General features: G+C 70.9%; 23 protein-coding genes and 2 tRNA genes. 13 read left to right on the top strand and 12 right to left on the bottom strand.

Annotated features, from left to right (window positions below):
* Nucleotides 1-73: 73 nt before the first annotated feature.
* Complete coding sequence (locus ACSHT8_RS31415) at nt 74-322, top strand: mycoredoxin (protein WP_436495139.1); 249 nt, start codon at nt 74-76, stop codon at nt 320-322.
* Between the two features lie 24 nt (nt 323-346).
* On the opposite strand, the gene ACSHT8_RS31410 is transcribed toward ACSHT8_RS31415, so the two are convergent.
* Entirely contained in the window at nt 347-1,876 is a 1,530-nt protein-coding gene (locus ACSHT8_RS31410; RefSeq protein WP_436502232.1) for a phytoene desaturase family protein, read from the bottom strand.
* A 100-nt stretch (nt 1,877-1,976) separates the two neighbouring features.
* On the opposite strand from ACSHT8_RS31410, the gene ACSHT8_RS31405 reads away from it, so the two are divergent.
* The 4 genes from ACSHT8_RS31405 (at nt 1,977) to ACSHT8_RS31390 (ending at nt 6,302) form a co-directional block, all read left to right on the top strand.
* A complete protein-coding gene (locus ACSHT8_RS31405) occupies nt 1,977-3,269 on the top strand; it encodes an alpha-lytic protease prodomain-containing protein (RefSeq protein WP_436495137.1) in 1,293 nt (430 codons plus the stop codon).
* Nucleotides 3,270-3,336: 67 nt separating this feature from the next.
* A complete protein-coding gene (fdhD, locus tag ACSHT8_RS31400) occupies nt 3,337-4,158 on the top strand; it encodes a formate dehydrogenase accessory sulfurtransferase FdhD (protein ID WP_436495135.1) in 822 nt (273 codons plus the stop codon).
* Nucleotides 4,155-5,333, top strand: coding sequence for a CaiB/BaiF CoA transferase family protein (locus tag ACSHT8_RS31395; RefSeq protein ID WP_436495133.1), 1,179 nt, complete (start codon nt 4,155-4,157; stop codon nt 5,331-5,333). Before fdhD ends, ACSHT8_RS31395 begins: the two co-directional genes overlap by 4 nt.
* 132 nt (nt 5,334-5,465) lie before the next feature.
* Entirely contained in the window at nt 5,466-6,302 is an 837-nt protein-coding gene (locus tag ACSHT8_RS31390) for an alpha/beta hydrolase (protein ID WP_436495131.1), read from the top strand.
* 1 nt (nt 6,303) lies between these two features.
* Here the strand turns inward: ACSHT8_RS31390 and ACSHT8_RS31385 are convergent, their stop codons facing one another.
* The 8 genes from ACSHT8_RS31385 to ACSHT8_RS31350 all read right to left on the bottom strand — a co-directional run bounded on the left by ACSHT8_RS31385 (nt 6,304) and on the right by ACSHT8_RS31350 (nt 13,266).
* Complete coding sequence (locus ACSHT8_RS31385; protein WP_436495129.1) at nt 6,304-6,903, bottom strand: RBBP9/YdeN family alpha/beta hydrolase; 600 nt, start codon at nt 6,901-6,903, stop codon at nt 6,304-6,306.
* A 5-nt stretch (nt 6,904-6,908) separates the two neighbouring features.
* Nucleotides 6,909-8,210 (bottom strand): ATP-dependent Clp protease ATP-binding subunit ClpX, encoded by a 1,302-nt coding sequence (gene clpX / locus ACSHT8_RS31380; RefSeq protein WP_436495127.1) that lies wholly within the window; start codon nt 8,208-8,210, stop codon nt 6,909-6,911.
* A 210-nt stretch (nt 8,211-8,420) separates the two neighbouring features.
* On the bottom strand, nt 8,421-9,050 hold the full coding sequence (locus ACSHT8_RS31375; RefSeq protein WP_436495126.1) for an ATP-dependent Clp protease proteolytic subunit: 630 nt from the start codon (nt 9,048-9,050) through the stop codon (nt 8,421-8,423).
* A gap of 19 nt (nt 9,051-9,069) precedes the next feature.
* Nucleotides 9,070-9,672 (bottom strand): ATP-dependent Clp protease proteolytic subunit, encoded by a 603-nt coding sequence (locus ACSHT8_RS31370; RefSeq protein WP_436495124.1) that lies wholly within the window; start codon nt 9,670-9,672, stop codon nt 9,070-9,072.
* 160 nt (nt 9,673-9,832) lie between these two features.
* Nucleotides 9,833-11,191 (bottom strand): trigger factor, encoded by a 1,359-nt coding sequence (gene tig / locus ACSHT8_RS31365; protein WP_436495122.1) that lies wholly within the window; start codon nt 11,189-11,191, stop codon nt 9,833-9,835.
* A gap of 82 nt (nt 11,192-11,273) precedes the next feature.
* Nucleotides 11,274-12,281 carry an LLM class flavin-dependent oxidoreductase gene (locus tag ACSHT8_RS31360; protein WP_436502231.1) on the bottom strand — a complete coding sequence of 336 codons (1,008 nt, stop codon included), beginning with the start codon at nt 12,279-12,281 and terminating at the stop codon, nt 11,274-11,276.
* Nucleotides 12,281-12,667, bottom strand: coding sequence for an SCO5389 family protein (locus ACSHT8_RS31355; RefSeq protein WP_436495120.1), 387 nt, complete (start codon nt 12,665-12,667; stop codon nt 12,281-12,283). The genes ACSHT8_RS31360 and ACSHT8_RS31355 overlap by 1 nt, the downstream gene beginning before the upstream one ends.
* Nucleotides 12,668-12,762: 95 nt before the next feature.
* Nucleotides 12,763-13,266, bottom strand: a complete 504-nt coding sequence (locus ACSHT8_RS31350; protein ID WP_436495118.1) for a MarR family winged helix-turn-helix transcriptional regulator — start codon at nt 13,264-13,266, stop codon at nt 12,763-12,765.
* A gap of 107 nt (nt 13,267-13,373) precedes the next feature.
* Between ACSHT8_RS31350 and ACSHT8_RS31345 the strand changes: the two genes are divergently transcribed.
* The 3 genes from ACSHT8_RS31345 (at nt 13,374) to ACSHT8_RS31335 (ending at nt 15,299) form a co-directional block, all read left to right on the top strand.
* Nucleotides 13,374-13,913, top strand: a complete 540-nt coding sequence (locus tag ACSHT8_RS31345) for a dihydrofolate reductase family protein (RefSeq protein WP_436495116.1) — start codon at nt 13,374-13,376, stop codon at nt 13,911-13,913.
* Nucleotides 13,914-13,977: 64 nt separating this feature from the next.
* Nucleotides 13,978-14,889: a hypothetical protein gene (locus ACSHT8_RS31340; RefSeq protein ID WP_436495114.1), complete on the top strand. Its 912-nt coding sequence runs from the start codon at nt 13,978-13,980 to the stop codon at nt 14,887-14,889.
* A complete protein-coding gene (locus tag ACSHT8_RS31335; RefSeq protein ID WP_436495112.1) occupies nt 14,886-15,299 on the top strand; it encodes a GntR family transcriptional regulator in 414 nt (137 codons plus the stop codon). Before ACSHT8_RS31340 ends, ACSHT8_RS31335 begins: the two co-directional genes overlap by 4 nt.
* On the opposite strand, the gene ACSHT8_RS31330 is transcribed toward ACSHT8_RS31335, so the two are convergent.
* Nucleotides 15,291-15,364: transfer RNA gene (locus ACSHT8_RS31330), tRNA-Pro, on the bottom strand. The genes ACSHT8_RS31335 and ACSHT8_RS31330 overlap by 9 nt on opposite strands.
* Before the next feature lie 73 nt (nt 15,365-15,437).
* Here ACSHT8_RS31330 and ACSHT8_RS31325 point away from each other — a divergent pair.
* From ACSHT8_RS31325 to ACSHT8_RS31310, 4 genes are all read left to right on the top strand, one after another.
* A tRNA-Gly gene (locus ACSHT8_RS31325) sits at nt 15,438-15,508 on the top strand.
* A 204-nt stretch (nt 15,509-15,712) separates the two neighbouring features.
* Nucleotides 15,713-16,144: an NUDIX hydrolase gene (locus tag ACSHT8_RS31320; protein ID WP_436495110.1), complete on the top strand. Its 432-nt coding sequence runs from the start codon at nt 15,713-15,715 to the stop codon at nt 16,142-16,144.
* Between the two features lie 43 nt (nt 16,145-16,187).
* A complete protein-coding gene (locus ACSHT8_RS31315) occupies nt 16,188-17,408 on the top strand; it encodes a GNAT family N-acetyltransferase (RefSeq protein WP_436495108.1) in 1,221 nt (406 codons plus the stop codon).
* A 72-nt stretch (nt 17,409-17,480) separates the two neighbouring features.
* Nucleotides 17,481-18,278 (top strand): hypothetical protein, encoded by a 798-nt coding sequence (locus ACSHT8_RS31310; protein ID WP_436495107.1) that lies wholly within the window; start codon nt 17,481-17,483, stop codon nt 18,276-18,278.
* On the opposite strand, the gene ACSHT8_RS31305 is transcribed toward ACSHT8_RS31310, so the two are convergent.
* Nucleotides 18,275-19,084: an Fpg/Nei family DNA glycosylase gene (locus tag ACSHT8_RS31305; protein WP_436495105.1), complete on the bottom strand. Its 810-nt coding sequence runs from the start codon at nt 19,082-19,084 to the stop codon at nt 18,275-18,277. The genes ACSHT8_RS31310 and ACSHT8_RS31305 overlap by 4 nt on opposite strands.
* Nucleotides 19,085-19,552 carry a ribose-5-phosphate isomerase gene (locus ACSHT8_RS31300; protein WP_436495103.1) on the bottom strand — a complete coding sequence of 156 codons (468 nt, stop codon included), beginning with the start codon at nt 19,550-19,552 and terminating at the stop codon, nt 19,085-19,087.
* A gap of 58 nt (nt 19,553-19,610) precedes the next feature.
* Between ACSHT8_RS31300 and ACSHT8_RS31295 the strand changes: the two genes are divergently transcribed.
* A complete protein-coding gene (locus ACSHT8_RS31295) occupies nt 19,611-20,321 on the top strand; it encodes a 2-phosphosulfolactate phosphatase (RefSeq protein ID WP_436495101.1) in 711 nt (236 codons plus the stop codon).
* The last annotated feature ends 2 nt before the right edge of the window (nt 20,322-20,323 follow it).

Raw genomic sequence — 20,323 nt, 5'->3', positions numbered from 1 at the left:
CACCGATTTCGGGCATCCCGGGCGGCCGCGCGTTGTTGACTTGGGTGAGAAGCGCTGCGAAAGGACGCCCCCGATGTCGGCACCCGCCACCCTGACCATGTACTCGACCACCTGGTGCGGCTACTGCCGCCGGTTGAAGACCCTGCTCAACGCCGATGGCATCGAGTTCGTCGAGGTCGACATCGAGGAGACCCCCCACGCGGCCGACTTCGTGATGCAGGTCAACGGCGGCAACCAGACCGTCCCGACCCTGCACTTCCCGGACGGCACCGCGCTGACCAACCCGAGCTTGGCTGAGGTCAAGGCCCAACTCGCCGCCTGACCCCCTGCCACGAGTGGTGAACGATCAGTCGTTCACCACTCGTGGCATGTGCAGCACGGCCATAGCGGCGTTGTGGCCGCCGATGCCGCTAACCCCGCCACCCCTCCGAGCGCCGCTGCCGCAGATCAGCAGGTTGGGTACGTCGGTCTCGACGCCCCAGCCGCCGTCTTCAGCGAAGGGCCATGACAGGTCGCCGTGGAAGATGTTGCCGCCGGGCATGTTCAGCTCCGCCTCCAGGTCCAGCGGGGTGCGGGCCTCCACGCACGGGCGCCCATCGGCGTCCCGCGCGACGCAGTCGGCGATCGGGTCGGCCAGGTGGCGGTCGAGGCCCGCGAGGTAGCGGCCGACCAGGTCCTCCTCGGTCGGGAACAGCGATGTCGGCAGGTGCAGCCCGAACAGGGTCAGCGTCTGCGCGCCCCGCCCGGCCAGTGCCGGGTCCACAATGGACGGGTCGGTCAGCGTGTGGCAGTACATCTCGCCGGGCAGGAATTCGGGCAGCTTGCCGGAAACCGTTGCCTGGTAGGCGTCCTCCAGCTCCGTATACGACTCGTCGAGGTGGAAGGTGCCCGCGAACGCCTGGCGTGGGTCGACGCCGGACTTGAGTCGCGGCAGTCGGTCCAGCAGCAGGTTGATCTTCAGCTGGGCACCCACCGGCGACGCGGATTCCCGGCCCCGCAACCGGTCGAGCACCGCAGGGGCGACACCGGACAGCACGTAGTCGGCGCCGATCACCCGGTCCCCCACCGTGACCTCGGCCGTGCGGCCGTCGGCGTCGATCCTGGTCACCTCCGCGTCGGTGACGACCTCGGCGCCCGCCGCCAGCGCGGCGCGCAGGAGTTCGGCGGTGACCGCGCCCATGCCGCCGACCGGGACGCGCCACTCGCCGGTCGCGTTGCCGATCAGGTGGTACAGGAAGCACTTGTTGGCCAGCAGCGTCTCGCTCAGCAGCGACGTGTGGGTGCCGATCAGGCCGTCGGTGGCGACGACGCCGCGCACGAGGTCGTCGGCGAAGGTCTCCTCGATCGAGACGCCGAGCGGCTGGTCGAACACCTGCCGCCAGATCCGCTCCCCCGCCGCGCCCACGACGAGCGACCGCGCGGCCTCGCGGGTCGGCAGCGGGTCGAGCAGGGTCGGTGCCAGCGCCTCGGCCATGAGTGCGAGGTCGCCGTAGAACCGTTGCCAGGCGGTGTATTCCGCGTCCGAGCCGGTCAGCGCGCGGAACGACTCGGCCGTCGCCTGGCCGGGGGCGCGCTCGACGAGCAGGCCGGTCGCGGCGCCGTCGCGGAAGGCGGGTGTGTAGGACGACACCGAGCGGGAGCGCAGGTCGAGCCGCAGGCCCAGGTCGGCCACGATGCGGTCCGGCAGCAGGCTGACCAGGTACGAGTACCGGGACAGCCGCACGCCGGGGAACGGGCTCGCGCTCACCGCGGCGCCGCCGGTGTGCCCGAGGCGCTCCAGGACCACCACCGAGCGACCCGCCTTCGCCAGATAGGCGGCGGCGACCAGGGCGTTGTGCCCGCCGCCGACGATCACCACGTCGTACCGGTCAGTCATCACGCCACGACCCTACGGTATGACCTGATTGGTATGTACCAATTAAGGCAGCGGCGGTCTTAGCTCGGGGTGTCCCCCTCACCCTGCCTAGGAGACGCGGATGAACCGCAAGATCACCGCCGCCGCACTGGCGGCATTGAGCGTGGCGGGCCTGGCCACCGCGCTCGCCGTCACCCCCTCCGCCGCCGCGAAACCGGTGTCGGACCTGGAGGCCGCCATGGCCCGCGACCTGCACATCACCCCCGAACAGGCCCAGCAGCGCCTGGCCAAGGAACGCGCCGCGACCAGCACCGAGTCCGCCCTGCGCGGCGAACTCGGCCCGGCGTTCGCAGGCGCGTGGCTCGACTCGAACAGCATCCTGACCGTCGCGGTCACCGACTCGGCCAAGGCCGACAAGGTCCGCGCCCGGGGTGCCGTGGCTGTCCCGGCCGCCCGCAGCGAAGCCCAGCTCGACGGGCTGAAGAACAAGCTCGACGGCAATGCCAAGGCCGCGCCGAAGTCCGTTCCCGGCTGGTACGTCGACCTGCCGAGCAACACCGTCGTCGTGCTGTCGCACGCCGGTGGCGAGGCCGCCGCCCAGGCGTGGGCCAAGTCAAGCGGCGTCGACGGGGTCCGGGTGACGGCGTCGACCGAGTCGCCCAAGCCGCTGATCGACATCATCGGCGGCAACGCCTACACCTTCGGCAGCGGCCGTTGCTCGATCGGCTTCCCGGTCGAGGGCGGCTTCGTCACCGCGGGCCACTGCGGCCGCGCGGGCACCGCGACGTCGAACCCGTCGGGCTCCGTCGTCGCGTCCAGCTTCCCGGGCAACGACTACGCCTGGGTCCGCGCGGCGGCGGGCAACACCCCGCGCGCGCTGGTCAACCGCTACCCCGGCACCGTGCCGGTCGCGGGTTCCCAGGAGGCGCCGGTCGGCGCGTCGGTCTGCCGCTCGGGCTCCACGACCGGATGGCACTGCGGCACCATCCAGCAGAAGAACGCCTCGGTCACCTACCCCGAGGGCACCATCACCGGCCTGACCAGGACCAACGTCTGCGCCGAACCGGGCGACTCCGGCGGCTCCTGGCTCAGCGGCGACCAGGCCCAGGGCGTGACCTCGGGCGGCTCGGGCAACTGCACGTCGGGCGGCACGATCTACTTCCAGCCGGTCAACGAGATCCTGCAGGTCTACGGGCTGCGGCTCGTGGTCACCGGCACCCCGCCCACCAGCACCACCACCCCGCCGACCAGCACGACGAGCCAGCCCCCGGGCGGCACGTGGGCGCCGTACGTCACCTACGCGACGGGCGCCCAGGTCACCTACGGCGGCGTCCGGTACGCGGCCTGGCAGGGACACACGTCCCAGCCCGGCTGGGAACCGCCGAACGTCCCTGCGTTGTGGCGACGCCTGTGATGTAACCGCGGTTCCACCCACCCCCGGCGATCGCAGGCGCCGGGGGTGGTCTGCATAGGCTGGACACATGGGACGAGTGACGGTGCGCAGACCGGTCGTGCGGCTGACCGCGGACGGACGGCGTTCCCGGCCCGACGCGCTGGCCGCCGAGGAGCCGTTGGAGGTTCGGGTCGGTGGCAAAGCGCTGGCGGTCACCATGCGGACGCCCGGCCACGACGTCGAGTTGGCCCATGGCTTCCTGCTGACCGAGGGTGTGATCGGCGACCGGGCCGACGTCTCCATCGCCCGGTACTGCGACGGCGCCGACGATGAGGGGCGCAACACCTACAACGTGCTCGACGTGGCCCTCGCCGACGGAGTGCCCGCGCCGGACCCGGGGGTCGAGCGGAACTTCTACACGACGTCCTCCTGCGGCGTCTGCGGAAAGGCCGCGCTGGACGCGGTGAAGCTGCGCACCCGCCACTCCCCCGCCGCCGACCCGGTGACCGTGCCCGCCGAGGTCCTGCGGGCGCTGCCGGATCGGCTGCGGGAGCAGCAGAAGGTGTTCGCCACGACCGGTGGCCTGCACGCGGCCGGGCTGTTCACCGCCGACGGCGAGCCGCTGGTGGTCCGGGAGGATGTCGGCAGGCACAACGCGGTCGACAAGGTCGTAGGCTGGGCGGTTCTCGCGGGGCGGGTGCCGTTGGCGGGGACCGTGCTGCTCGTGTCCGGGCGGGCGTCGTTCGAGTTGGTGCAGAAGGCGGCGATGGCCGGGATTCCGGTGCTGGCCGCGGTCTCCGCGCCGTCGTCGCTGGCGGTGGATCTGGCCGAGGAGCAGGGGATGACACTGGTGGGGTTCCTGCGCGGGGACAGCATGAACGTGTACGCGGGCATCGGGCGGATCGGGTGAAGCCGCTCGACGGGATCGTGGTGGTCAGCCTGGAGCAAGCAGTCGCGGTGCCCTACGCGACCCGGCTGCTGGCCGACCTCGGCGCGCGGGTCATCAAGATCGAGCGGCCGGTGACCGGCGACTTCGCCCGCGACTACGACACCTCGTGCGGGACGGTGTCGAGCTACTTCGCGTGGACCAACGTCGGCAAGGAGTCGGTCGTCGTCGACCTCAAGCAGGCCGACGGCATCGCGGTGGTCCGGGACCTGATCGCGCGGGCCGACGTGGTCATGTGCAACCTGTCCCCCGCCGCGGCCCGGCGGCTCGGGCTCGACGCGGACTCGGTGCGCGCGGCACATCCCCAGTTGGTCGCCGCTGAGCTGTCGTCCTACGGCGAGGGCGGCCCCTACAGCGACCGCAAGGCGTTCGACGCGCTGATCCAGTCGGAGACCGGGCTGGTGGCGACCACGGGGTCGGGGCCGTGGAAGGCGCGGGCGGGGATCTCGGTGGCCGACATCGCCGCCGGGGTGCAGCTGCACGCGGCGGTGCTGGCCGCGCTGGTCAGGAGGGGTCGCACGGGCGAGGGCGCGACGCTGCGGCTCACGCTGATGGAGGCGCTGGCCGAGTGGATGCACCAGCCCGCCCTCTACGCCCACGGCACGGGCGGCAACCCGGGCCGCCACGGCGCCCACCACCCCACGATCGCGCCGTACGGGCCGTTCCTCTGCGGCGACGAAGAGACCGTCCACCTGGCGGTCCAGAACGACGGCCAGTGGCGGCGGCTGTGCGACCTAGCCGAACTCACCCGGCTCGCCGATGACCCGCGCTTCGCCACGGTCGCGGCGCGCGTGGCCAACCGCGACGAGCTGCACGCCGAGCTCCAGCCGTTCTTCAGCGCCACGACGGCCGACGAGCTCCTGGCCGGTCTCGACCGCGCGGACGTCCCAGCGGCGCGGACGCGGGAGGTCGGCGAGCTGATGACGCACCCGCAGCTGGTGGCCCGGGAGCGCTGGGCGGAGGTGCCGGTGCCCGGCGGCGCGGTCCCGATGCTGCGGCCGCCGGTCGACGCGGACACGTGGGACTGGACGGCGGCGGAGGTGCCCGAGTTGGGCGCGCACACCGAGAAGGTGCTCGCGTGGCTGGACTACGGGACCGACCGGATCGCCGAGCTAAGGGGTCGCGGCGCCGTCGGCTGAGCGGTTTGAGTCACTTTCGACTGAATCGAGAAACACTAGGCCGGCATCCACCGATGGTGTGGTGGACGGCCGCCGACAGGCCGATTCAAGCGCGCCTTGGTACGTCTTGTGGGGAGACGGGGAGGGGGAACCATGGCCACACCGCTGAGCAGGCGATCCGTGCTGATCGCGGGCGCCGCGGGCCTCGCCACCACCGGCATGCTCACCGGCTCGTTCCCCTGGCTGAACGCGATCACCAGCGCCGCCGCGCCCGACCCGGTGACCAGGGTGCAGCGCGTGTTTTCGGCGGCCCGCGGCCAGGACGTCGACCTCGTCACGATCCTCCCGGCCGAGCTGCCCACCAAGAACCTCCCGATGTGCGTGCTGCTGCACGGCCTGCACGGCGCGGCCCGCAACGCGGCGCCGTCCGGCCTGGCGCGGGCGCTGGCGGTGGGCGTGGCGAACGGCACGCTGCCCCCGTTCGGCTTCGTCGCGGTCGACGGCGGCAACAACTACTGGCACGAGAACCACGTCGGCGACAACGTCATGGCGATGCTGCTGGAGGAGATCCCCCACTGGCTGCGCGAGCGCGGCCTCGGCCAGCCGTTCGCCGCCGCGGGTGTCTCCATGGGTGGTTTCGGCGCCCTGCTCTACGCCCGCCGCCGCAACGAACTGGGCCGCCCGCTGTCGGCCGTCGCCGCCATCTCCCCCGGCCTGCTGATGTCGTGGCGCGAGATGAGCACCCGCCGCGCGTTCAAGAACACCCAGGAATGGGCGTCGCTGGACCCACTGCGGAACGTGGACAAGCTGGGTTCGGTGCCGGTGGGCATCTGGTGCGGGACCGAGGACCACTTCATCGAGGGCACCCGCAAGTTCATCCGCCTGGCATCACCGGAGATCGGCTTCACCGGCCCCGGCACCCACGGCGACTCGTTCTACCGGTCCGTGGTCCCCGACGTGCTCGGCTTCCTCGGCCGCCACGTCGCCTGACTCACTCGACCGGGACCGCCGTCAGCCGGGTGTGCCGGTTCTTGATCCACTCCAGCACGCACGGCCACGGCCCGTAGCCCGTCCGGGTGTCCAGGCTCCCACCCGCCGGTATGACGTCGAGGTCGATCTTCAGCGCCGCCGCCATCGCCACGGCCTCGTCGACCGGCAGGTACGCGTCGTCCTCGCCTGTGGCCAGCTGGGTCCAGCCCGCGGCACGGCGGATGCCCGCCGCGTCCAGCGGCGCCGGGACGAAGCCGTGGACGTCGGGAATGTGCCACCCAGCCCCGGGCGGGGCCACGAGCAGCACGTTGTCGACCCGCAGCGAGTGGTCGTCGGCCGGGAAGCGGGCCGCGTGGTGCAGCCACAGGGCCGCGCCGAGGCCCTGTGCCACGACGACGCGCTTGGCCGTCGACGGCGCCACCTCGAGGTGGTGGGTCAGCTCGGACAACCACACGTCCAGCGACGGGCGGTCGGGGTCGCTGAACACGGGAACCTCGACCGTGGCTCCGGCATCGGCCAGCTCGTGGGCCAGCCAGCCCTGCCAGTGGTCGCGTCCTGCCCCGGTCAGACCGTGCAAGAGCAGGACGTACGGCCACTCCATGGCGGTTACGCCGACTTCTCGCGCCGCTCGCGTCGGGAAGGTTGGCGGGAGACGATCGTCGGGTTCACGTTCTCCCGGACCGTCTGCTCGGTGATGACCACCTTGGCGACGTCCGTGCGGCTCGGGATGTCGTACATCACCGACTGCAGGACCTCTTCCATGATGGCGCGCAGGCCACGGGCGCCGGTGCCGCGCAGGATCGCCTGGTCGGCGACCGCTTCGAGGGCCGTCGCGGTGAACTCCAGCTCGACGCCGTCCATCTCGAACAGCTTCTGGTACTGCTTCACCAGGGCGTTGCGCGGCGCGGTCAGGATCTGGACCAGGGATTCCTTGTCCAGGTTCGTGACGCTGGCCAGGACCGGCAGGCGGCCGATGAACTCGGGGATCAAGCCGAACTTGATCAGGTCCTCCGGCATGGTGTCGGAGAAGAAGTCGGCGTTGTCGATGTCGGCCTTCGAGCGGATCTCCGCGCCGAAGCCGAGGCCGCGCTTGCCGACGCGGTCCTGGATGATCTTCTCCAGACCGGCGAACGCGCCCGCCACGATGAACAGCACGTTCGTCGTGTCGATCTGGATGAACTCCTGGTGGGGGTGCTTGCGGCCGCCCTGCGGGGGCACGCTGGCGGTGGTGCCCTCCAGGATCTTGAGCAGCGCCTGCTGCACGCCCTCGCCGGAGACGTCGCGGGTGATCGACGGGTTCTCGCTCTTGCGGGCGATCTTGTCGACCTCGTCGATGTAGATGATGCCGGTCTCGGCGCGCTTGACGTCGTAGTCGGCGGCCTGGATCAGCTTGAGGAGGATGTTCTCGACGTCCTCGCCCACGTAGCCCGCCTCGGTCAGCGCCGTGGCGTCGGCGATGGCGAAAGGCACGTTGAGCAGCTTGGCCAGGGTCTGGGCCAGGTACGTCTTGCCGCAGCCGGTGGGGCCGAGCATCAGGATGTTCGACTTGGCCAGCTCGACGGTCTCCTCGCGGTCCCGACCCTCACGCCCGCCTTCCGGCCGGGCACGGTCGCCCGCCTGGATGCGCTTGTAGTGGTTGTAGACCGCGACGGCGAGCGAGCGCTTCGCATCGTCCTGACCGATGACGTACTGGTCGAGGAACTCGTGGATCTCGAGGGGCTTGGGCAGCTCATCGAGTTTGACGTCGCCCGCCTCGGCGAGCTCCTCCTCGATGATCTCGTTGCACAAGTCGATGCACTCGTCACAGATGTACACGCCGGGGCCGGCGATGAGCTTTTTCACCTGCTTCTGACTCTTTCCGCAGAAAGAGCACTTGAGCAGGTCTCCGCCGTCACCGATTCGTGCCATGACGTCTGACCTCTGTCCCCTCCGGCGCCCTCCGGGAAGCGCGCCTGGCTGTGTTGCCTTCGACGGTACCTGCCAACACCCGTTGTGCGGGAGAACCCCGCACCCGGCGCGGCCGATTCAACCGAAAGCCCTAGTTCACTACGGTAAGCCCAGAAGGGCCCGCGTGTCGGTCACTTTCGTGCTGAATTCGTCCGCGCCGGGCTGAAAGCTCTAGCCCTTGGCCGACAGCTTGCGGTAGGGCAGCACCTCGTCGATGATGCCGTATTCCTTGGCCTCGGCGGCGGTGAGGATCTTGTCGCGCTCGATGTCCGAGCGGACCGTCTCCTCCTCCCGACCAGTGTGCCTGGCCAGCGTGGTCTCCAGCAGGCGACGCACGCGCTGGATCTCGTTGGCCTGAATCTCCAGGTCGGAGACCTGACCGTAGACGCCCTCGGTGGACGGCTGGTGGATCATCACTCGGGCGTTGGGCAGCGCGAACCGCTTGCCCGGGGTGCCCGCGGAGAGGATCACCGCGGCGGCCGATGCGGCCTGGCCGAGGCAGAACGTCGCGATGTCGGGGCGGACGTACTGCATCGTGTCGTAGATGGCCATCAGCGAGGTGAACGAGCCACCCGGCGAGTTGATGTACATCGTGATGTCGCGGTCGGGGTCGACCGACTCCAGGTAGATCAGCTGCGCCATCACGTCGTTGGCCGACGCGTCGTCGATCTGCACGCCGAGGAAGATGACGCGCTCCTCGAACAGCTTGTTGTACGGGTTGGACTCCTTGACCCCGTAGCTCGTGCGCTCGACGAACGAGGGCAGCACGTAGCGGGACTGGGGAAGCTGCATTCCACTCATGGCGGTACTCCTCTCGTCGTCAGTTGTTGGTCTGGGTGGCGCGGGACACCACGTGGTCGACGAAGCCGTACTCCTTGGCTTCCTCGGCGGTGAACCAGCGGTCGCGGTCGGCGTCGGCGGTGATCTTCTCCACCGTCTGGCCGGTCTGCTCGGCGGTGATGAGCGCCATCTCGTGCTTCCACTTCGCGTACACCTGCGCGCGGATGGCGATGTCGGAGGCGGTACCGCCGACACCGGCCGACGGCTGGTGCATCATGATCCGCGCGTGCGGCAGGGCGTAGCGCTTGCCCGGGGTGCCAGAGGCCAGCAGGAACTGCCCCATGGAAGCCGCCAGGCCCATGCCCCAGGTCGCCACGTCGGGCTCGATGAGCTGCATGGTGTCGTAGATGGCCATGCCCGCGGTGACCGAGCCGCCCGGGGAGTTGATGTAGAAGGTGATGTCCTTCTCCGGGTCCTCGGCGGCCAGCAGCAGCAGCTGCGCGGTGATCCGGTTGGCGATGTCGTCGTCGACCTCGGAACCGAGGAAGACGATGCGCTCACGGAGCAGCCGCTCGTACACCGAGTCGTTCAGGTTGAGCCCCGCGGTGGCGGACCGCATGTGGGGCGAGAGGTGCTGCGTCACGTCTGCCTGCCTTCTCCAGTCTGACTAGATCAGTCCAACGAACCAGTGATCTCGTAACCGACCCTAACGAAATCGGGCGGCGCCGACTTCCCGACACCGCCCTATTTCGCTCAGAGCGTCAATTGCGATCCTCGCGGCCCTGAGACCGCGCTAACAGTCGTCACTCAGCAGACACGGTCTCGGCGACCGGCGCCTCTTCCACCTTGCCGAACAGCTCCTCCAGGTCGACCTTGTTGCCGGAGGCGTCGGTCACGGTGGCCTGGCGCACGACCGAGGCCAGCGCCTTGCCGCGGCGCACGTCGGCGAAGATCGCGCCGAGCTGGCCGGACTGCTGGGCGCGCTGGACGTACTCGTCCGGGCTCACGCCGAAGCGCTGCGCCTGGTAGATGATCCGCTCGGTCAGCTCGCCGTCGTTGACCTGGACCTGCTCGTTCTCGGCGATCGAGTCGAGGATGAGCTGGGTCTTGACCGCCTTCTCGGCGTCGGCGCGCACCTCGGCGTCGAAGTCCTCGCGCGTCTGGTCCTGGGTGGCCAGGAACTCGTTGAGCTTGTCCTGGTCGTGGTCGAACGAGTGGACCGCGTCGTGCTGGCGCGACTCGACCTCGGCCTCGACGACCTTCTCCGGCAGCGGGACCTCGACGGTCTCCAGCAACGCCTCGAGGACCTTGTCACGGGCCTGGACACCCTGCTGCATCTTCTTGACCCGGGTGAGCCGCTCCCGCAGGTCGGCGCGCAGCTCTTCGATCGTGTCGAACTCGCTGGCGAGCTGGGCGAAGTCGTCGTCGGCCGCGGGCAGCTCGCGCACCTTGACGGTCTGCACGGTGACGGCGACGTCGGCTTCCTTGCCCGCGTAGTCGCCCGCGACCAGCGTGGTCGGGAAGTTCTTGGTCTCGCCCGCGGAGGCGCCGATCAGGGCCTCGTCGATGCCCTCGATGAGCTCGCCGGAGCCGACCTCGTAGGACAGGCCGCTGGTCTTGGCCTCCTCGACGTCCTGGCCGTCGACGGTGGCCGACAGGTCGATGGAGACGAAGTCGCCGTTCTCGACCGGGCGGTCGGCGCCGGTCAGCGTGCCGAAGCGGGCGCGCAGCTCGTCGAGCTGCTCGTCGACCTCGGAGTCGGCCAGCTCGAGGTCGTCGACGCTGACGGCGAACTCGCCGTAGGCCGGGATGGTGATCTCGGGGCGGACGTCGACCTCGGCGGTGAAGGCGAGGTGGTCGCCGTCCTCGAGCTTGGTGACCTCGATGTCGGGCTGGCCGAGCGCCTTGATCTCACCGGCGGTGAGGGCTTCCATGTACTTGGCCGGGATGGCCTCGTTGATGACCTCGTCGAGGATCGGCGCGCGACCGACGCGCGACTCGATGACCCGGGCGGGGGCCTTGCCGGGGCGGAACCCCGGGATGCGGACCTGGCTGGCGAGCTTGCGGTATGCGCGGTCGAAGTTCGGCTTGAGCTCGTCGAACGGCACCTCGACGTTGATCCGTACCCGCGTCGGGCTCAGGTGCTCGACGGTGCTCTTCAACGTGATCTCCTAGGACGACTGACAGACGGCATGTGCTGGATGAGCCCCGAGCACGGAAAGTGGACGGGGTCAGTCCACGAGTCTAGGCGAGCTTGCCCAGGTCGGAACCGGGCGGGGTGCGCAGCGCGGGTAGCACGCGGGTACCGAGCAGGTCCACGGTGCGCAGCGTGCGACCGGCGTCACCGGTCACGTCCGCCATGGCGATGATCCGACGGACGCCGGTGCGGTGCGCGTGTGTGCGCAGGGCGCGGACGCAGTAGTCGAGGTCGCCCACGGGATGCAGGTCACACAGCAGGCGGGCGTAGGCGTGCGGATCGCGGCTCGGGCGGGGTCGGCCGTCGACGGTGCGGTGGGCGGCGAGGCCGTCACGCAGCCAGCCGGGGAGGGCGGCCATGACTTCCGCCACTGCCTGGTCGCGGCTGTCGGCTATGTGCGCGACGACGGCGGAGACGTGCTCGGCGTCGGGCGGACCGCCTTTTTCGCCGTAACGGGTGATGAGCGCGCGCTTGTCGTCGTCTCCGATGTGCATTCCGAGCAGCATCGGCAGGCCGCGGCTCGCGGCGAGGTCGACTGTGGCCGTCGAGGTGCACGCCACGACGACCGGCGGCGGGGTGGTCGCCGGGACGATCGGGACCTCGCGGAACGGGAACCATGCGTCGCCGCGCGCGGTGGGGCCGCGCAGGGTGTCGGTGAGCAGGTCGATGCCGTCGGCGAAGCCGCGTTCGTAGCGGTCGACGTCGCCGAAGACCTCCAGGTCGACCCACGGCCCGCCGCGCCCGACCCCGAGGGTGAGGCGGCCCGCGAGGCCGTTGAGCAGCAGCGCCCGCTCCCCCAGCGCGACCGGGTGCGCGGTGCTCAGCACGCTCACGGCGGTGCCGACACCGACGCGCCTGGTCGCGCCGAGGGCGTAGGCGGCGAAGGTCAGTGCGTCCGGGCAGACGCCGTAGGGCATGAAGTGGTGCTCGGCGAACCAGACGTCGTCGAGCCCCGCCTGTTCGGCGGCCCCGACGGCGAGCCTGGCCCGGTCGAGCGCGTCCTGGTCGGTCTGCCCGGGGAATCTGCCCGCGAGGAGGAAGACCCCGAGCCGGATCAGCAGTCCCGCAGTTCGGGCGACTGGTTGAGGAGTTGGCCGCGCGGGGAGATGAAGGCGCGGTAGCGGTCGCTGTCGACGGCGGCGGGGGCGAACGCGCCGACGCGGTGGCAGTTCTGGAAGGCGAGCTTGACGCCGAAGTGCCGTTCGAGCCCGCCGCGGATGGCGTCGGAGGCCAGGGCGCGCAGGAGCTGGCCGCGTTCGGCCTCGCTGGGCGGGGGGACCTCGTGGTCGGCGAACCCGCTCGCGTCGACGGAGGTCGCCACGCCGGAGATCACTTCCCAGGCGTAGGGCAGTGAGGTGCGCACGCAGTCGATGAACTCGGCGTCCGATACGGGTCCGCGCTCGGCGGCGGCCAGCAGGTCGGGGGAAACATCGAGAGACATGAAACCTCCAGGAGAAGTCCGTTCCCCCTGCCTACCGGGCGGGTTGAACGCCGGACAAGGGCAACTGATCGACTCCACCGCATTGGCCCAACCGCTCAGAGGTCGTCACTCCGCAGCGACCGCAGCAGCACCCGTATCACGTCGTCGAGCTGCCGCTGCTGGGTTTCGGGCAGGCCGGAGAGCAGCGCGGCCTCGTTCGCGGCGTGGTCGCCCATCGCCGCGTCGACGGTGGTCACGCCCTGTTCGGTGAGGCTGACGAGGAAGCTGCGCCGGTCGTCCGGGTCGAGCCTGCGCTCGACCAGGCCCGCGCGCTCCAGCCGGTCGAGGCGGTTGGTCATCCCGGCCCGCGACAGCATCAGCTGCCGCGACAGCACCGACGGCGTCACCGTGTAGGGCGGTCCGGTCCTGCGGATCGTGGCGAGGACGTCGAACTCGCCGTGCCGCAGCCCGTGCCGGGCGAACACCTCGTCGAACGACCGGTGCAGGATCGCCGCGAGGCGCGTCACCCGGCCGAGGACCGCCACCGGCCACAGGTCGAGGTCGGGTCGCTCGCGCCGCCACTGGTCGATCACGTCGTCAACCTCGTCCCGCTCGGTCATCCCCCCATACTATTTGACCCGAGATAGTTAGGCGTCGTACTATTCACACATCGAACCAACCGGCGCAGGCGAGCGAGCCGCGTCGATCGAACTGAGGGGCACTTCCGATGCGCAAGATCATTTCCAGCCTGTTCGTCTCGCTCGACGGCGTCGCCGAGGCGCCCGACACGTGGCACTTCCCGTACTTCAACGACGAGATGGGCAACGCCATCGGCGCGGCCATGGCGAACGCCGACTGCATGCTGCTGGGCCGCAAGCAGTACGAGGAGTTCGCGGGCTACTGGCCGAACAGCGACGACGAGTTCGCGGGCTTCATGAACGACCAGAAGAAGTACGTGGTCACCAACACCCTCACCGAGGCCACGTGGAACAACACCGAGATCATCACCGGGGATGTCCTGGCCGAACTGAAGGCCCTCAAGGACGCCGAGGGGAAGGACATCTCGATCACCGGCAGCCTCACCCTGGTGCGCTCGCTGCTGACCGCGGGCCTGCTGGACCAACTCCAGCTGTTCGTCCACCCCGTCGTCCTCGGCGCGGGCGCCCGCTGGTTCGACTCGCTCGACAGCAAGGTCGAGCTGACCCTGACCACGTCGGAGACCTTCACCACCGGCGTGATCAACCAGGTCTACACCACGGCCAAGTAACCGGTTCCACTTGACGGCCGTGGCAAACTTTGTATCAGGAGTCTGATACAAAGTTGGGGGCGGCATGGACTGGCTCGTGACGGCACTGGCCTACGCGGCGGCGGGGCTGGCGATACTGCTCGTGCTGTGGCCGACAGTGTCGAGTGGACAGCGGTTCCTCCGCAGATGGGGCGTGCCGGAGCCGGACGAGCAGCAGGCCGCGTACGCGGTGGCCTACCTGCGGGACCGGCGGCTGCTCTATCCGCCGCTGTTCCTGCTCGCGCCGGTCCTGCTCGCGCCCGCCTCCGGTGAGTCGAATCCGCTCACCTTCCTGGCCCCGCTGGTCGCGGGGCTACTGGTGGCCGAGGCGGTCGCGGCCCTGCGCCCAGCGCGCGGGCCGCGAACCGCCACGCTGGTCCGTCGCCACTGGCGGGACCTGGTGCCGAGGTGGGCGGTGGCCACCCTGCTGGCGCTCGCCGCCGTGGCCGTGGGCTTAGCCGTGGCCGGTCTGACCGCCCAGCCGTGGGCGGACAAGGTCTCGGCACTGATCCCGTCCGACGGCATGTGGCGGTCGGCGGACAGCACGTGGAGCTTCTCCGGCAACTCCCTGGCCGACCTCGCCAGACCGACGCCCTGGTTCACGCTGGTAGGTGTGGCGGTCGGGCTGGCGGCGGTGTTCGGGTTGGTGCGGCTCGCCGTCCGGCGCGGGGCCATCGGCGACGCCCGGGTCGACGCGGCGCTGCGGACGCGCACGGCTCGGGTCGCGGTCGGTGTCGGCATCGCCTGGATGGCGGCGATGGTCATGGTCGCCAACAACCGGATCACCTTCCTGCGCCACTTCCTGGTGCCGCCCGGATTCCCGCGACCACCCGAGTGGCTCGCGCACACGGCCGCGACCGACTTCACCGGCGTCGTGGTGCTGTTCGTCGCCGCCGCGGGCTGGATCTGGGCGGCCAACCCGCCCCGCCGCCTGCCCTACGTCCAGGCCGCGGCGTGAGCCCTCGCGTTCTCGTCGACCCGGACAGCGGGGTGGCGCCGTGGCGGCAGGTCCGCGATCAGCTGGTCCAACTGATCCGCGACGGCGAACTGCCCATCGGCAGCCGATTACCGAGCATCCGCCAACTCGCGCGGGATCTCGGCCTGTCGGCGGGCACGGTCGCCCGCGTGTACCGCGAACTGGAGACCGCGGGCGCCCTGCATACCGCACGGCGCAACGGAACCGTCGTCGCCGCGGTCCCCCGCGCCGACACCGATCCAGGACCGACGCTCGCGCGAGCCGCGGCCGAGTTCGTCGCGCGGGCCAAGGCGATCGGCTGCACCGAAGCGGAGGGTCTAGCGGCGGTGCGACACGCCTTCGGAGACAGCGAAGGCCCCGTCACCAGCGGCGACGGGGCCTTGTCGGGATGACAGGATTTGAACCTGCGACCCTCCGCTCCCAAAGCGGATGCGCTACCAAGCTGCGCCACATCCCGGGGTCGTGCGCGATCAGCGTAGCGTGACCCGCTAGGCTGTTTTCGTGCCCGGGGGTCAACGCCCGGCGCACACGCGGGCGTAGCTCAATGGTAGAGCCCTAGTCTTCCAAACTAGCTACGCGGGTTCGATTCCCGTCGCCCGCTCGTTTTCCGGCGGCGGCAAGATCCATTGGATCTTGTCGCCGCTTCCTTATCCAGCGGTAGTTTTCTCACCAACTGTCCGGTTCCCGAGAGAATCGCGAACCTGCGTGGTGTGCGACACAGCCACTCGGGTGTTTTCGTCCACTCTTGGGTGTGATCGCCCGGTTGGTCATGGTGTGCGGGATTCCGACTCGCTAAGCAGTACCCATGTCGCAATCCGACTATCTCCTCGATCACCCAATTCACCCCTACTACCGCACCGCGGTCGCGACGAGCACGGTCGTCGTCGACGACGCGGGGTTGCTGCTGATGGTTCGGCAGCCGGAGTCGGACACCTATCTGCTGCCCGCCGGGCCACCGTGTTCCGGCGAGACCGTCTCCGTCGCGGCGGGCCGGGTGGCCGCGGAGGCCACTGGGGTCGCCGTCGAGATCACCGGGCTCGTCGGGATCTTCACCGAGCCCGGCGACGCGTTCGCGGTGTGCTTCCGCGGCAGGCCGGTGGGCGGCAAGCTCGCGGGCTGCCCTGGCGTGGAGGCCCTGTGGGTCGAGCCGGAGCGGCTCGACGAGCTGAACGTGCCGACCGACGTACGCGAACGGATCGAACACGGGCTGGAGTGCCGGGAGCCGGTCTTCGCCTGAAATCCGGTGGCGGGACGCGCCGGTGGGGCGTAGACACCGACAGGTGGCCACCGACGACTACACGATCCGCCAGCTCACCGCCGACGACCTCGAGGCGTTCTCGGTCGTGCTGCACATGGCGTTCCTCTCCGACAGTCCGTTGGAGAACGTCATGCAAGCCGAGAAGACCGTCTTCGAGCCGGAACGCAGCCACGCCGTGGTCGCCGACGGGCAGTTCGCCGGGGTGGGGCAGATCCTCACCCGAACGGTGACCGTGCCCGGTGGGGCCGCGGTCCCCGTCGCCGCGGTGACGTCGGTCGGGGTGCGGCCCGATCACCGTCGCCGTGGCGTGCTGACCCGGATCATGCGCACCCAGCTGCACGGGCTGCACGAGTCCGGCGGCGAGCCGATCGCGGCGCTGTGGGCCAGCGAGGCCGCGATCTACGGCCGGTTCGGCTACGGCCTGGCCACCGACTACGTTCACCACGAGATCACCGCCAAGACCCCGTTCCGGCCGGGCATCGACCTGGGCGCCGAGCGGGTCCGTGAGGTCTCCCGCGAGGAGGCGTGGCCGCTGCTGCGGCCGATCTACGACCGCTACGCCGCGGCGACGGCCGGCGCGCTGGGCCGGACCGACCCGCACTGGAACTACCACTACCTCGACACCGAGCGCAGGCGCGCGGGGGCGTCCGCGCTGCGGTTCGCGGTGCACCCGGACGGCTATGTCGCGTTCCGGGTCAAGGGCGACTGGACCGACCGGGCGCCGAACGGGCGGCTGACCGTGCGGGAGTTCGTCGCGACCACGCCCCGTGCCTACGCGGCGCTGCTGCGGTACGTGCTCGACGTCGACCTCGTCGGCGTCGTCGAGTGGGACGGCGGCCCCGACGAGACGCTGACGCTCATGCTGCAGACCCCGAGGGCGGCCCTGCGCAAGCGGTACGACGGCATGTTCGTCCGCCTGGTCGACCTCGACCGCGCGCTCATGGCCCGCCACTACGCCGCCGACGTGGACGTCGTCATCGACGTCGCCGACGAGTTCTGCCCGTGGAACGCGGGGCGGTGGCGGTTCGCCGCCAAGGAGGGCAAGGCCACCGTCGAGCGCACCACGGCCGACGCCGACCTGTCGACGAGCACCACCGAGCTGGCTGCGGCTTTCCTCGGCGGGCCGAGGCTGGCCTCGCTCGCCGCGGCCGGGCGGGTCCGCGAGCACACGCCCGGCGCGGTGTCGCGGCTGTCGGCGGCGTTCGTCGGCCAGCGCGAACCGGTCTGCGTCGAGGTCTTCTGACCGGCGTCGCGGGAACCACGGCGGTACCGTCCGGCGTTGACCCCATATGAGGCGTTCAGTGGGAGGATCGCTATGAGCGGTACGACAGTCTTCGTCATCGTTTTGATCCTGGCCCTGGGCGCGTTCGCGGTGTTCACCGCGCGCCGGGGCGCCGCGTCGCGCCAGCGGGCCCTCGACGACGCCAAGGCCGACGCGCGCCGGTGGGTCGAGCGGCTCGGGGGGCAGGTGATGAACCTGACCGGCACCGACACCGCCTCCCAGCAGGCCATCGCCGACGCGTCCGAGCGCTTCACCGCGGCCGGGTCGCAGATGGAGCAGGCCGCGACCGTCGAGCAGTGCAGGCTGGTGACGAAGACGGCGCTGGAGGGCCTGTACTACGTCCGGGCGGCGCGCACGGCCATGGGCATCGACCCGGGCCCGGAGCTGCCGGTCGACCCGGACCAGCAGCGCGCGGGCCAGGTCTCCGAGGACCGCAGGGTCAACGTCGAGGGGCACGACTACGAGGCATCCCCCGTGCCTGGGCAGCGCACGCCGCACTACTACCCGGGTGGCCGCGTCGCGGGCAGGCCGGTGCCGCAGGGCTGGTACAGCGAGCCGTGGTGGAAGCCCGCGCTGGTCGCGGGCGCGTGGGGCGTCGGATCAGTGCTGCTGTTCAGCATGATGTTCTCCGGCATGGCCGGTATCGCCAGCGCCGCGGCCTGGGAGTCCGGCTACGACGCCGGGCAGGAGGACGCCATGGGCGGCATGGACGGCGGCGACCAGGGCGACGCCGGTGGCGACGCGAGCGGAGACATGGGCGGCGACTACGGCGGCGACATGGGCGGCGGCGACTGGGGCGGCGGCGACATCGGCGGCGGGTTCGACTTCTAGGCGGGCTGGCAGGTAGGGCACCAGAAGAGGTTGCGGGCCGCGAGGACCTGGCCCGCGACCTCGGTGCCGCACACCAGGCACGGCATCCCGGCGCGGCGGTAGACGTAGACCTCGCCGCCGTGCCGGTCGACGCGGGGCGCGCGGGCCATCGCCTTCGGGAGGTGTTCGTCGCGCACGGTGTCGATCCGGCCGCGGCGCACGCCGACGCGCATCAGGTCGACCAGGTCCGTCCACATGTCCGTCCACAGTGTCCGGTCCAGCAGCTTGCCCGGGGTGAGCGGGTGGACGCCGTGGCGGAAAAGGAGTTCCGCGCGGTAGACGTTGCCGACCCCGGCGATCACCGCCTGGTCCATCAGGGACACCGCGAGCGGCGTCCTGGACTTGGACACGCGGTCCCACGCCCGGTCCGGGTCGGCGTCGCGGCGCAGCGGGTCGGGGCCGAGCCGGTCGCGCAGGGCCTTGACCTCGACGCGGGTCAGCACCTCGCACGCGGTCGGGCCGCGCAGGTCGGCGTAGTGGGTCTGGCCGACCAGGCGCATGCGGACCTGGCCCACCGGGGCGGGCGCGGGCAGCGGCGACTCGTCGAAGGTGCCGTAGAGGCCCAAGTGGACGTGCACGATCGTTTCCGGACCGTAGACGTGGAACAGGTGCTTGCCGTGCGCCTCGGCACGGCGAAGCACCTGTCCGTCCACAAGGGAGGCCCCGGCGGCGAAGCGGCCCTGCGGGCTGGACACCTCGACGGGCGCGCCGCCGAACCGCTTCTGGTGCGACCGGGCGAGCCGGTGCAGCGTGTGGCCCTCAGGCATCTACGGCAGGACGGGCGGCTCGCCGGTCCGCTCGTAGTCGTCGAGCAGGCCGATGCGGCGGGCGTGGCGCTCGTCGGTGGAGAACGGGGTGGCGAGGAAGGCATCGACGATCGCGGTCGCCTCCTCGGTGGTGTGCTGCCGCGCGCCGAGGCCGATGACCTGGGCGTTGTTGTGCTCGCGGCACAGCTTGGCGATCTCGACGCTCCAGGCCAGCGCGGCCCGGCAGCCCTTGACCTTGTTGGCCGCGATCTGCTCGCCGTTGCCGGACCCGCCGAGGACGATGCCCAGGCTGCCCTCGTCGGCCACCACGCGGCGCGCGGTCTCGATGCAGAACGGCGGGTAGTCGTCCAGAGCGTCGTACTCGTGCGGGCCGACGTCGGTGACGTCGTGGCCCGCGGCGGTGAGGTGGTCGATGAGGTGGGCCTTCAGCTCGAAGCCCGCATGGTCTGATCCCAGGTAGACACGCACGGGCGGAAGTGTGCCATCCGGATATTCGGTTGGCAGCCGATGGGAGGGTGAACGGGTGATGGATCCCTCATTCGAGCAGTCCGGTTTCGACGTCCGCGTGGAATGGGGCCTCGACGGCGTGGCCGCGCTGGCGGGCTCGTGCAAGGCGCTGGTGATCGTGGACGTGCTGTCGTTCACCACGTCGGTCGACATCGCGGTGTCACGTGGCGGCCGGGTGCTGCCCATGCGCTACCGCGACGCGGGCGCCGTGGCCGACGCGCGTGCGGCGGGCGCGGTGCTGCCGGAGGACGGCGGCCCGTGGACGCTGCGGCCGTCGTCGCTGGTCGACCTGCCCGCGGGCACCTTCCTGGGGCTGCCCTCCCCCAACGGCGCCACGCTGAGCGCCGCGGCCGCCGAGACCGGCGTGCCGGTGTTCGCGGGCTGCCTGCGCAACGCGCCCGCCGTGGCGGCCGCGGTGCGCGGCCTCGGCCCGGTGGGCGTGGTCGCGGCGAGCGAGCGCTGGGGCCACGTGGGGGCGCTGCGTCCGTGCGTCGAGGACCAGTTGGGCGCGGGCGCCATCGCCCACGCCATCGGCGGCGCGCTGTCACCGGAGGCCCGGCTGGCCGAGGCGGCCTTCCTCGCCTTCGCCGACGACCTCCGGGGCTTCCTGTGGGAGTCCTCGTCCGGCCGCGAACTGCGGGCGGCGGGCCACCCCGGTGACGTCGAGTTGGCGGCCGACCACGGGGCGAGTTCGACGGTGCCCACGCTGGTCAGCGGGGTGTACGAATAGGT

Origin of the sequence: Actinokineospora sp. HUAS TT18, from assembly GCF_051364635.1 — a bacterium.
Classification (GTDB): Bacteria; Actinomycetota; Actinomycetes; order Mycobacteriales; family Pseudonocardiaceae; genus Actinokineospora.
Note: the sequence above shows the minus strand (reverse complement) of the source record. Positions and strands in the feature narration are given on the sequence as shown.